The organism is Pisciglobus halotolerans (assembly GCF_900113675.1).
In the GTDB taxonomy this organism is placed as follows: domain Bacteria; phylum Bacillota; class Bacilli; order Lactobacillales; family Carnobacteriaceae; genus Pisciglobus; species Pisciglobus halotolerans.
On sequence record NZ_FOQE01000007.1, the window covers coordinates 91,178 to 103,476 of the forward strand.

11 protein-coding genes are annotated in these 12,299 nt (G+C 39.1%); 6 read left to right on the forward strand and 5 right to left on the reverse strand.

Features of this window, described 5'->3' with window-relative positions; all coding sequences use genetic code 11:
- Positions 1-67: 67 nt before the first annotated feature.
- A complete protein-coding gene (locus tag BM057_RS04130; protein WP_092091672.1) occupies positions 68-943 on the forward strand; it encodes an SDR family oxidoreductase in 876 nt (291 codons plus the stop codon).
- A gap of 240 nt (positions 944-1,183) precedes the next feature.
- Here the strand turns inward: BM057_RS04130 and BM057_RS04135 are convergent, their stop codons facing one another.
- Positions 1,184-2,050: a helix-turn-helix domain-containing protein gene (locus BM057_RS04135; protein ID WP_177186169.1), complete on the reverse strand. Its 867-nt coding sequence runs from the start codon at positions 2,048-2,050 to the stop codon at positions 1,184-1,186.
- 500 nt (positions 2,051-2,550) lie between these two features.
- Here BM057_RS04135 and BM057_RS04140 point away from each other — a divergent pair, with 500 nt between their 5' ends.
- From BM057_RS04140 to BM057_RS04155, 4 genes are all read left to right on the forward strand, one after another.
- Positions 2,551-2,817 (forward strand): hypothetical protein, encoded by a 267-nt coding sequence (locus BM057_RS04140; protein ID WP_047390789.1) that lies wholly within the window; start codon positions 2,551-2,553, stop codon positions 2,815-2,817.
- Positions 2,818-3,042: 225 nt separating this feature from the next.
- Positions 3,043-3,690, forward strand: a complete 648-nt coding sequence (gene trhA, locus BM057_RS04145) for a PAQR family membrane homeostasis protein TrhA (RefSeq protein ID WP_047390792.1) — start codon at positions 3,043-3,045, stop codon at positions 3,688-3,690.
- A 145-nt stretch (positions 3,691-3,835) separates the two neighbouring features.
- Positions 3,836-4,537 (forward strand): zinc metallopeptidase, encoded by a 702-nt coding sequence (locus tag BM057_RS04150; RefSeq protein ID WP_047390794.1) that lies wholly within the window; start codon positions 3,836-3,838, stop codon positions 4,535-4,537.
- 239 nt (positions 4,538-4,776) lie between these two features.
- Positions 4,777-5,280: an SRPBCC family protein gene (locus tag BM057_RS04155; RefSeq protein WP_092091676.1), complete on the forward strand. Its 504-nt coding sequence runs from the start codon at positions 4,777-4,779 to the stop codon at positions 5,278-5,280.
- Between the two features lie 72 nt (positions 5,281-5,352).
- On the opposite strand, the gene BM057_RS04160 is transcribed toward BM057_RS04155, so the two are convergent.
- From BM057_RS04160 to BM057_RS04170, 3 genes are all read right to left on the reverse strand, one after another.
- Positions 5,353-5,790: a threonine/serine exporter family protein gene (locus tag BM057_RS04160; protein WP_092091678.1), complete on the reverse strand. Its 438-nt coding sequence runs from the start codon at positions 5,788-5,790 to the stop codon at positions 5,353-5,355.
- Positions 5,787-6,548 carry a threonine/serine exporter family protein gene (locus BM057_RS04165; RefSeq protein WP_092091680.1) on the reverse strand — a complete coding sequence of 254 codons (762 nt, stop codon included), beginning with the start codon at positions 6,546-6,548 and terminating at the stop codon, positions 5,787-5,789. The genes BM057_RS04160 and BM057_RS04165 overlap by 4 nt, the downstream gene beginning before the upstream one ends.
- Before the next feature lie 613 nt (positions 6,549-7,161).
- A complete protein-coding gene (locus BM057_RS04170; RefSeq protein WP_092091682.1) occupies positions 7,162-9,354 on the reverse strand; it encodes a DNA topoisomerase III in 2,193 nt (730 codons plus the stop codon).
- A gap of 248 nt (positions 9,355-9,602) precedes the next feature.
- Here BM057_RS04170 and BM057_RS04175 point away from each other — a divergent pair, with 248 nt between their 5' ends.
- A complete protein-coding gene (locus BM057_RS04175; RefSeq protein WP_092091684.1) occupies positions 9,603-11,141 on the forward strand; it encodes an FAD-dependent oxidoreductase in 1,539 nt (512 codons plus the stop codon).
- Positions 11,142-12,064: 923 nt separating this feature from the next.
- Here BM057_RS04175 and BM057_RS04180 read toward each other — a convergent pair.
- On the reverse strand, positions 12,065-12,299 hold a 235-nt coding region (locus BM057_RS04180), incomplete at its 5' end, for an IS3 family transposase (protein ID WP_143074470.1).

Consider the following 12,299-nt stretch of genomic DNA (forward strand, 5'->3'; position numbering starts at 1 on the left):
TTTCCCATTTGAGAATGGACTCTTTATAATAAAATTAAGAAAGCGTTTTAAGAAAGGGGTATTGTATATGAATCTACTGGTCACAGGTGCAACTGGCATGTTAGGAGAAAAAGTTGTGCAAGCACTGATGGAGTTGGTTCCTGCTGAAAGTATCTCTATAACAGCTAGAAAACCTGAAAAAGCGGCAGCTTTAAAAGAAAAAGGGGTCACTGTTCACCAAGCAGATTATGAAGATCCGCTCTCACTAGAGGAGGCTTTTACAGGTGTAGACCGTCTATTGTTGATTTCTTCGCAAGGTGATGATGAAACGCGAATACGTCAGCACCAAAATGTCATTCAAGCAGCTAAAACAGCGGCAGTTTCGCTACTCGTTTATACAAGCTGTACAAAAGCGGATAGCAGTACTTTGCCGGTCGCAGAAGTTCATCGGCAAACAGAAGCAAGTATTCGCCAAAGTGGATTGCCTTATGTCTTTTTGCGCAACAACTGGTATATCGAAAATGAGATTGATACGGTTAAACAAGTGTTGAATGGCGGCCCTGTTTTAACAGCTGCTGGTGATGGACGTGTCGGCTGGCTTCCTCGTGTCGATTATGCAGAAGCAGCTGCCGTTGTTTTAGCAGAAAACAAACAACCCGATAAAACATATGAGCTTTCCGGTATTCCTTATTCCTACGCCGATATGGCAAAAGAACTTTCATTGATCCTCGGCAAGAACGTTCCCGTGCGTAACGTTGACGAGCGGACCTATAGAGAAGTGTTGCTTGCAAATGGTACGCCTGAACCTTTTGCAGATTTTGCATGCGAGATTCAAGTCGCTACTCGAAAAGGGGATCTAGAGGTCCATAGTCATGACTTGTCTCAACTCATTAATCGGCCAACGATCAGTTTGCATCAATCGTTGACAGAAATCGTCCATAAGTTTTATGGTAAACAGCAGTAAACACAGCAAACAAAAAATGGGATCTTTCTCGATTCCTATTCTGATTGCTTTTATTCCATGCAAAAAGGCAGATAAACGTCACATTTACCTCATGACCTTTACCTGCCGAGCCTATCAACGCTATCATTTTCGGTGAGACCTGCTTTAATATGGAAACGATCTTCCTCGTAAGATCGTTTTTTTTGTCATATAGTAGAAAAAGACTGATTTTTTTTGTACATTATTTTTGTCATAATTTTGTCACTTTTTTGCTTCTATCACAGCAGCCAAATACTCTTCGTGATTGATCGCAATATCGTTCGAACCGATGCTATACATCATTTGGACAGCTTTTTCAGCTTCTTTTTTTCCTTGTTCGACTTCTTCATTTTTGATTTTTAGGATCCCTTTTAAAAAGGTCAGTACAGTTCGTTCATAAAAAAACCTTTCTTCAAGATTCATCCCCTCTATCGTTAAAACAAAGTACAAAGCTTCATTTAGAAGATCTGCGTCTAAACAAACAATAACCGTATTGAGCAGCAATTGGACAGTTTGAACAAAGTCAGCCGGAATAAAGCTGTAGACAGATGTTTTTTTGACGACTTCTTTAGACAACGCAATAACGGTGTCTGTTGGCAAGACACTCAATACATTCGCATACAACATCAATTCGTAATTTCCCCAAATTTCAATATTAAAAAGATACTGGATCACGAATTGCCTTTTCTTTTTATCGATTTCTTTTTTTTGCAAATTCAGCAGAAAAGCTTCCGCCATGATGGCATTGCATAAGTAAGTATCCAATTCATATGTTTCCCATTTTTCATACTCTTTACGTTGAATATTTTTCAAACGTGCTTGGTTGTTTCGTTGGTAGGCAAAAGTAATATCCGCTCTCAATTGATCTAGTTCACTCAATTGGTAGCCATTTGCTGCGAAAGAAAATTCATCAAGGGTGATATTTAAGCGATCGATGATCCTCAAAAAATGGCTGAGAGAGATGTCCGACTCTCCCCGTTCAAACTTTGATAAAAAAGAAGCGGAGAGAATCCCCTTTGAAACTTGGCGCAAAGAATAGCCTTTTTCTTCTCTCAGCTTTCTCAAAACCTTTCCATAGTTTCTTTTCATCCTCTTCTCCTCACATTCCTCTTTATGACACATTTTATCTTTTTTATCTTTTTTGTCTTATAATGGTAGTAATTTAAAAGGGCAGGTGATCATCATGAAAAAGTTTGTTCGTAACCATTTCGTTGATATCGTCCACATTTTAGGCATTTTGATTGTTGTAAGTGTTCCACTTGTCAACCTCTAAGCTTTGTCAGTGGTCCTAAAGAAATTTGCTGTATCTTGTTTCCCCTTTAAAAGTGAGAGAAATAGCTGTAGTCATCCCTTACGTTGAACCCATACAGCTTTTTCTCTTCTTTTTATCTTATCGGCTTTTCTTTATTTTGCCATATTCTCTCAAGTTTGTCATATCAGACCTTCTTGCTCTACCTATTTACATAGACTTGAGCGCACATATGGATCAGCTATCAGCACTTGAGATCGTTTTAAGGATCACTTGAATAGCTACACAGATTCGCCCATGCTTCGATTCGATTATTGCTAAGGTAAAGGAGCGATTCAGTATGAATACCCTAAACAACCAGCTGATGGAATCTTATGCATTCGTCCTCGTAAAAAAAGATGAAACTTTCATCCTAGATATTGAAAAAGAGGATCTGATCATGAATGCAGATGATGAACTAGATGTACCTTTTGACCAGGTTTTAAGAAAACATAACCTGACTCTCCATGACTTGTATCATCTACAAATCGATGAATTGCGCTTTATACGAAGCAAGAACGACACATCCTCTGTTTTACGTGTTATTCCGCTCAATATCAATTTATGATTGTTGCCTTTACATTCATAAACAGCAGCATACTCTGATCAGTTTCTCAACTGCATCAGAGTATTTTTTTAAAATTAATCTAGTTTCGATAACTAGGTGATGCATTATCAATTGTTTTATGCTATGATAAACGTATAGAAAAAACAGAAAGTAGCTCTAATGAATGATACATTTTAGAGCCCTTAAGCTGTCCATTTGATTATGTATACTCAAGGAGGATTTTTCATGAACGATTTGCCGGTATCCACTAAACGTTATTTGATTACCAACGAAGTGTTAAATGCTGTCACTCACGGTATTGGAGTGATTTTAAGTATTGTAGGACTCGTTTTTTTATTGCTTAAAGGGAATGCGCATCACTCACCGACTGAAATAGCGGCTTATGCGATTTATGGTGCAAGTATGATTCTTCTTTATCTATGTTCTACCCTTTATCATAGTTTTAGTTTTACAAAAGTAAAAAGAGTGTTTAAGATCTTAGATCACAGCAGCATTTATCTTTTGATTGCTGGTACGTATACACCTTACTGTCTTATCACGATTGGCGGCACACTCGGCATGATCATGTTGATTGCAATTTGGCTGATTGCTGTAGGCGGCATCGTCTTTAAATCTTTTTTTATTGAAAAAATCCCCAATGTTTCTACATTGATCTATATTGGAATGGGATTGATGTGTTTGATCACGGTTAAGCCTTTATATGAAGGTTTAGGCATGAAAGGATTGATGCTGCTTGTTGCTGGCGGTGCTACTTATATCGTTGGTACGATCTTCTATAGCTTGCGGAAAGTAAAATATATGCATGTTATTTGGCATCTGTTTGTTTTAGGCGGTTCGATCTTAATGTTTTTCTCGGTTTATTTTTATGTATAATCCCTGATCAGTAGGCAGCTCTTCTTGCCTGCTGATTTTTTTGTTTATTTTTTTGATTCATACCAGCTTAAACAATATTCAATTTACTTTTCCCCTAAACGTGTTAAGATAAGAACAAGAATAGGTAAAAAAGGAGACTGTTTATATGCCATTTTACTTTATGTTTGACTCAACTTTTATTTTTATCATTATCGGGCTCGTCTTGTCTGCCCTGGCAAGCAGCTACGTTCAAAGTACCTTTAATAAATTTAGTAAAACACGTAACCAGAACGGCTATACCGCTTGGGAAGCTGCTCGGATGATTTTAGACAATGCGGGTCTGCAACAGGTTGAAATGGACCGCATCAAAGGAAATCTAACAGACAATTATGATTCCAGCAATAAAATTTTACGCTTATCAGAAGCGACGTATAACTCAACTTCCGTTTCAGCCATTGGTGTTGCTGCTCATGAAGCTGGCCATGCGATCCAAGATAAAGAAGCTTATGTGCCTTTAAAAATCAGAAGTGCACTTGTTCCTGTCACGAACTTCGGTCAAGGCGTTTCTATGCCGCTGATTCTAGTGGGAATTTTATTTGGCTATAATCAATCGCTGATCAACTTAGGGATTTTGTTTTTCTCACTGACTTTTCTATTTCAAATCGTTACCCTTCCTGTTGAATTTAATGCTTCGCGTCGTGCACTTGTCATTCTAGAACAACAACATCTTCTAAGCACTGATGAATTGGGACAAGCTAGACAAGTTTTACGCGCAGCTGCATTAACTTATGTAGCAGGTGCCATTGCTTCCTTCCTTCAAGTTTTACGACTCGTTCTTTTATTTGGAGGCGGCAATCGAAGAGACTAACTAAACAGGCGTCGACTCGTTTTCTTTCGATTCGGCTCCTGTCTTTTTATCTCTTTTTGCTGATCGAAAGTTTCATTCGAGCTATTTTTATTAAAATAAAGCTTTCTTCTTTTTTTGCCTCGAACATCAGTTTTTTTCATATTGAGAATCAATGGTTAACAGTCGACTTCAGCTGCTATTTATCCTAAAATGAAAGTCAGGGATAAAGAATGTAGCCGTTCAGAAAGGAGATTTTTTAAATGGGGAAAGACAAAGAAATCAAAAATCTTGTTATTAAACGCGTCTTTGATGCCCCTGTCGATAAATTATGGAATGCATGGACTGATGAAGAAATGTTAAAAAAATGGTGGGGGCCTTTTGATTTTTATACCACTATAGCAAACGTGAATTTGAATTCTGGCAGAAAGACATTACTCAACTTAACCTCTAAAAAGTATCCGGAATACGGAACCATGTACAGTACTTGGGAATACCGGAATATTATTTTTTCAAAACGTCTCGAATTTTTGCATAACTTGACAGATGAGCAAGGACAACCGCTGGATCCAACTGAATATGATTTGCCGCAAGATTTCCCGCAAAATCAATTGCAAATCATCACCTTTAAGGATCTTGGAAACGGACAAACCGAATTGACCGTTACTGAAAAAGACTGGGTCATGGGCAAAACGTATGAAAATGCAAAACAAGGGATGGAAGAAAGTCTAACCAAACTCGCTCAATTGCTTGAAAACAAAAAATAGCCATTAACACGAAAAACCTCGCATAATAACACATGCGAGGTTTCTTTTACTGTTCATTTATTCTCTCTTTTGTCAAAAGACGGATTTGCTGTACTTGACTTTTTTAAATGCTTTAAAGGCTGTATCGATCGTAAAAGAAGACAGGGCAATCATGACAGCGATCTTGATGGCATCTAAAAAGTTGCCAGCAGAAGCTTCCGTATTTCCTTGCAACAATTCATAGACCGTTAAATACATAGCAGAACCTGGAACAAGCGGGAAAAATCCCGGTATAAAAAATACAGTGAGCGGCGCTTTGAACCAGCGGGCGTAAAGGTTAGCCATCAATGAAATAGCTAATCCTGCTATATATGTGCTGACAGCCAAGCCGAAGTGTAGTTGCGCTATTTGGTAGATTCCCCAGCCAACAGCTCCAATGATGCCATTATAGTATTTGTATATTGACGGTGCTTCTAACAGAATAGAGCAAGCAACAACTGCAATGTAAGCACCGAAGATTTGTACGATCAAAAGGCAATCCCTCCTGTAGCAAGAATACCTAATGCAACGCCTAGTGCGATCGAAAAGGCAATCATGATGGCTTCTAGAGCTTTAGCGCCCCCACTCATATAATCTCCTTGAAAGGTATCGCGAATGGCATTTGTAATCGCGGTTCCCGGAACCATCGGCATAATGGCGGCAATGATCAGGATATTTACATTGACTGGTGCCGGTGAAATTTGTCCGATCAAAGCTGCCGTTGCTGCAATCAAGATCGAAGACAGCAAGTTGCGCATGAAAGCACTCATTTTAGCTTTCTGTTCTCCTTTTCGCGCCAATACAAGAACTGTACCAGTAACTAGCGAAAACAAAAGCTCCAATACGCCCCCACCTAAAAGCAAAGAAAAAGAGGTAACCAAAGCAATAATAGCTAGGTCACTATGATAAAACTGGTATTCTGCTTCATGGACATGCTGCAAGGCCTCATAGGCTTCTTCCAATGAACAGTCCTTGTTGACAAGCCTTCGCGAAATCGTGTTGACTTTAGCGATCTTGTTCAAATTGGTATCGCGATACGTAATCCGTTTGACGATCGTGATCGCGGCAATCGAGGGATCATCTAATGTCGCAAACAAGCCAGTTGTAATAGCAAATGCCTCAGCTGTTTGCAAGTTAGATGTCCTTAAAATACGGTTCATCGTATCTTCTACTCGATACGTTTCTGCATTGCTTTCCATCATGATCGTTCCGGCTAAAATAGCCGTTTCCATTAGTCGCTTGAAATCCACTTTGCTCCTCTGCCTTTCTTCAACTTTTGGCCGTTAGTATAGCAGATCCCTTAATTCATACATTTAAGAAAAATTTAAGTCTGCATTTTTCCCCGTTCTTTGAGCAAACGTCTGCTTTTTCCGCTTGCTTGCCCGCAAGTTGATGTCTCATGAACAAGTGCAATTATTTTTCTGCTCAACTTGATCACAGGGTCCTGGTCTATGAACAAGTTCAACACACATTCTACTTCAACTTGATCACAGGGCTCTGGTCTATGGACAAGTTCACGCTTGTTTTATCTCAACTTGATCACAGGGTCCTGGTCTATGAACAAGTTCACGCTTATTTTATCTCAACTTGATCACAGGGCCCTAGTCTATGAACAAGTTCACGCTTATTTTATCTCAACTTGATCACAGGGCCTGGTCTATGAACAAGTTCAAGCATATTCTATTTCAACTTGGTCTCAGGGCCTGGTCTATGAACAAGTTAATGCATATGTGTTGTTTCAACTTGGGCCGCGAGCTGACATTTATAGGTAAGCCAAGTCTTTTTCCAGCAAAAATTCTCCTTGCAGTTGTTTCTAAAAGCTAATAGAAAATAAGTTCAGAAAGAGCCTTTCTCTTTCATTCTTTAATCATTATCTAGCTTTAATCCCTTCAAAGCATCTGCCAAAGCAGTATTGAGCGGTTCTTCTTTCTCTTGCCGTTTCATATATTGAGAGACCGTTCGTTTGTCTGCTTTTCCTGTTCCCTTTTTTTGCTGCCGTTTCTTGAAAGCTGATAGTTTTTCTCGGTAACCACATTTGCAGACAAAAATTTGTCCAGCACCTTCTCCATGCAGCTCCATTTTCTTTTTACATTCTGGACAACGCGCATTAGTTAAGCGGGAAACCGAACGGCGATAACCGCAATCTCGATCCTGGCAAATCAGCATCTTGCCCTTTTTACCATTGACTTCTAACATCGGTTTGCCGCATTCCGGACAATGTTTGGTAGAAAGATTTTCATGTTTATAAGTTGCTGCACTCATCTTGATTTCAGAAACGACTTTTTTCGTATACGTCTTAGTTTCTTTGATAAAGGCTTCTTTCTGTAAGGTCCCTTTAGCGATTCGTTCCAATTTTTGTTCCCAATCTGCTGTCAGTTCAGGCGATCTCAAATCTTCAGGTACCAGTTCCAGCAACTGTTTGCCTTTGGAAGTGGCATGGATATCTTGTCCCTGTTTTTCGATCAGAAAAGAACGAAACAGTTTATCGATAATATCCGCACGCGTTGCAACAGTTCCTAATCCGCCAGTAGCTTTCAGCGTCTGTTGCAGTCGTTTATTTTGGTTATCCATATAATGAACAGGATCTTCCATTGCTGATAAGAGAGTAGCTTCATTGAAATAAGCTGGCGGCTTTGTCTGTCCAGTCGTTTCTGCTACTTTTTTGACAGTCAGTATGTCACCTTTGGCCAATTCAGGAAGCGACTGTTCCTTAGTGCTTTCTTCTTCATCGTTAAAGGTTTCTGTATGATAAACTTCTTTCCAACCTAAATGTTTGTCATTTCGGCCTTTTGCTATAAAATTCGCTTGGTTGATCTGGGCTTGCAGTAATACTTGTTCGTATTCATAAGCGGGCAATAATACAGCTAAAAAGCGTTGCACGACCATTTGATAGATCTGACGTTCTTTGTGAGACAATTTACTCAAGTTGGCTGCTTGCTCAGTTGGGATGATGGCATGGTGATCAGAAACTTTGCTATTATCGACAAATGACGGTTTACCTTTGATAGGTTTTGAAGTGATGTTCTTTCCAAAAGCACGAAATTCTCCAAAAGCACAGGCTTTGACCCGCTCAGCCAAGGTGGAGACGATATCTGTTGACAAATAACGCGAATCTGTACGAGGATAAGTCAAAACTTTATGCTGTTCATAGAGTTTTTGCATCACATTCAATGTTTCTTTTGCCGAAAATCCGAATCGTTTGTGCGCCTCTCTTTGCAATTCAGTCAAGTCATATAGCCCAGGGGCATAATGTTTCTTCTCTTTGCGCTCAACAGCCACGATCTCAGCTTGATTTCCTTGAGCGGATCGAATGATTTGTTTAGCTTGCTGCTGATCAAAAAGGCGATGTTGTTTTGTTTTTGCATCCTGCCACGTAAATGTAAGTCCATGTTCCGTTTTGGCTTCGATCCCATAATAAATTTTTGGTTTAAAAGCCTTGATTTCTTCTTCCCGTTTGGCAATGATGGCTACCACAGGCGTCTGTACGCGGCCAGCGTTTAACTGAGCATTGAATTTTGTTGTCAATGCACGAGTAGCATTCAATCCTACATACCAGTCAGCTTCAGAACGCGCTACAGCTGATGCATAAAGATCTTCATATTGTTTTCCCGGTTTTAATTGTTTAAATCCTTCTTTAATGGCTTTGTCCGTCACTGAAGAAATCCACAATCTTTTGATCGGCAGATGCGTTTTGGCTTTTTCCAAAATCCAACGTGCCACTAATTCACCTTCACGTCCCGCATCTGTTGCGATGATCACTTCCTTGACATCTTTTCGGTGAAGCTGTGTTTTAATTTGCTGAAACTGTTTCCCTGTCTTTTTGATCACGGTTAGTTTCAAGTCTCCAGGCAGCATCGGTAAATCTTCTAATTTCCAAGTTTTATATTTTTGGTCGTATACTTCAGGATCAGCTAATGTCACCAAATGTCCTAAGGCCCATGTCACAATATAGTGTGAGCCTTCTAAAAAACCGTTCCCTTTCTTGCTGCAATTCAACACATGTGCAATGTCTCTAGCTACCGAGGGCTTTTCGGCTAATACTAAGCTTTTTCCCATTTTTCATCGTATCTCCTTATCTCTTCTTTTCATCGTACTACTATACCACAAATTCCCTAAACCTGAATACTTTGATCCTAGCTGCTTTCTTTTTACTTCCATTCATTAGCGTGCTACACTCACAGTGAATAAGCATGTCAGTCAATTTCTCTTTCTCTACAGTAGTATTTTCCTAAAATCAGAGCTGCTCAATCCATGATTTATTGTGCTATACACAAGTTTAAGGAGGTTTCCTATGTTATTCCAAAATGAAAGCGCATCATCTCATTTTAATCCCCCCAATTCCTTATTGGCACTCATTTGACACTTTGCCAAAATTTCCTTCTTTAACAGAAAATATAACGACAGAAATTGGCATTGTCGGTGGCGGAATTGTTGGCATCATCAGCGCTTATCTGTTAGCCAAAGCTGGCAAAAAAATTGTTTTATTAGAAGCTAATCGCTTAATCAGCGGCACGACCGGCCATACCACTACTAAAATCACAGCTCAACATAGTTTGTTCTACAATGACTTGATCAACACGATCGGCGAAAAAAAAGCACGTCAATATTATGAAGCCAATCTGGACGGATTGCAATTCATTAAGGAAAAAGCTAGCGCCCTTGACGTCCAATGTGATTTTGAAGAAAAAGATGCCTTCGTTTATGCGGAAACAGAAAAAGGAAAGAAAAAGCTGGAAAAAGAAGCTCAAGCTTATCATACATTGGATATCCACGGCGGCTTGGCAAAAGAACAAACTGATTTACCTTTCGATATCAAAGAAGCTTTGGTCATATATCAGCAAGCGCAATTTCATCCAGTAAAATTTTTAACAGGATTGGTTGATGCCTTTATTCGTATGGGTGGAAAAATTTACGAAAAGACGCGTGTCAGTGAAGTTTTAAAAGAGCGTCCGCCGTTGATCGTTACAGAGCATCAACATCTTGTGCTGTGTCAAAAAGTGATCATTGCCAGTCATTATCCAGTCAACGACAAAGAAGACCTTTATTTCACTCGTCTCTCCATCAATCGTTCTTATGCGATCGCTATCCAGTCAGAAAAAGCTATTCCAGAAGGTATGTATATCAATGCTGAAAAACCTACGCATTCCTTACGCTCGATCCCAACTGATTCTAGCGAGACATTACTGCTGATTGGCGGAGAAGGACATCCAACTGGAAAAAGTAAAGGTAAAACCATTTTTCATTACCGTGGTCTAGAACAATTTGGCGAACAATACTTTTACGCAAAGGAGACGCGTTTCTTTTGGTCTACCCAAGATTTACAGTCGCTTGACCAAGTTCCTTATATCGGACAAATGACCAAAAATAATCCAGATATCTTTGTCGCCACCGGATTTAATAAGTGGGGTTTGGCAGCCGGAGCCACTGCTGGAATGTTACTGAGCGACTTGTTACTCGGATATGACAATCCTTATGAGACCTTGTTTGATCCTAATCGCCCGAAATTAACATTAAAAGATGCGCAAACTTTCCTCAAAAAAAATACAGCAGTCGGAAAAGATTTTATTGCTGGAAAAGTAAGTCGTCCTTCAACTTCATTAGACGAATTGCATCAAAATGAAGGCGGACTGATGATGGTCGATGGACATAAAATAGGCGCTTATCGAGATGATCAAGGCCAACTTCACCAAATAAAGCCAGTTTGTACTCACTTAGGCTGCAGTTTGAGTTGGAATGATGCTGAACGCTCTTGGGATTGCGCTTGCCATGGCTCCCGCTTTTCCTATACAGGAGAAGTATTAGATAGACCAGCCGTTCACCCCCTTAAAAAACCAGATGAATAGGACTAAAAGCAGTTTTACTTTTTTAATTAAGCATCTTTCATCAACATACTCAGCGACTAACGCTACAACGAACATACTTTAGACAACAGTCTTCCCTTTCTAAATGGATGATTTTTTTGATCTGCATGGAAACATTATTTATGATGTAAGCTGCTTTCAATAGAGGTTATTTCCTTTTGAAATTTTTGTATTCGAAGACCGTAATCAGTTTGAGTTGGTCAATAAGAGACGTTAATAACAAACTCGAGAGCCATAACTAGTTTAAGTTGATCAATAATCAATAAATAAATAAATGCAACATTCGAAACCAATTCGAATGGATGCGCAAATCGAGCTCTTTACCGATTTAGAGATTGTAAGGGATTAGATAGGTATACACTTGTCAGTACTAAAGCTTAAGAATCAAAATGCTCTTTATGCAATGGGACAGCAGAATCGGAAATAATCGCATGACCTATGTAATAGATCGTTTATGATGTTCGTTGTAGTACTAAAAAGCACTGATTTATTTGATCGTTTCCAAAAAAAAGGTTCTACAATATTTAACGTTGGTCTGTAAAAAAATCAATTTTTTTAATGCTAAGCTCCTTAGATCCTATTTCTAGAAATTTCAGGAGGCGCATAGGGCTACTGATAGCCATGAAAAAAGATGCAATGTGAATTACTTAGTGTTAGGCTTTAGCCGTTACACTAAGTTTGAAGCTTGCAAGCATTGAGACGCGATTTTCGGCTCAATGTGTTCTCATGGCTTTCCATCAGTAGCCCATCGACCGTAGGAAATTTCTTTACCAACGTTAAAAGAGGAAGAACCAAAAAAAAAAGAAGCAGCCCAACAAATGTAGTGACCCCCAAATATTAGACTTTTTTGAAGTGGAGAAATCCACTTCTTTTTTTCTACTTTTATCCGCAAGAAACTTCTAACCCTAAGCGGCGTTCTGAATTTCTTTACGATAGTCGATTGGACTCATCCAATCGAGTTTCCGTTTGATTCTTCTGTGATTGTAATAGTCGATAAATGTGACGATTGTTCTCTCTAGTTCTTCGTAGCTATGAAAAACTTGTCCATGATATACTTCTTGTTTCAAAAGACTAAAGAAATTTTCCATTGGTGAATTGTCCAAACAATTTCCTTTACGAGAGAAACTTTGGAAAATGCTG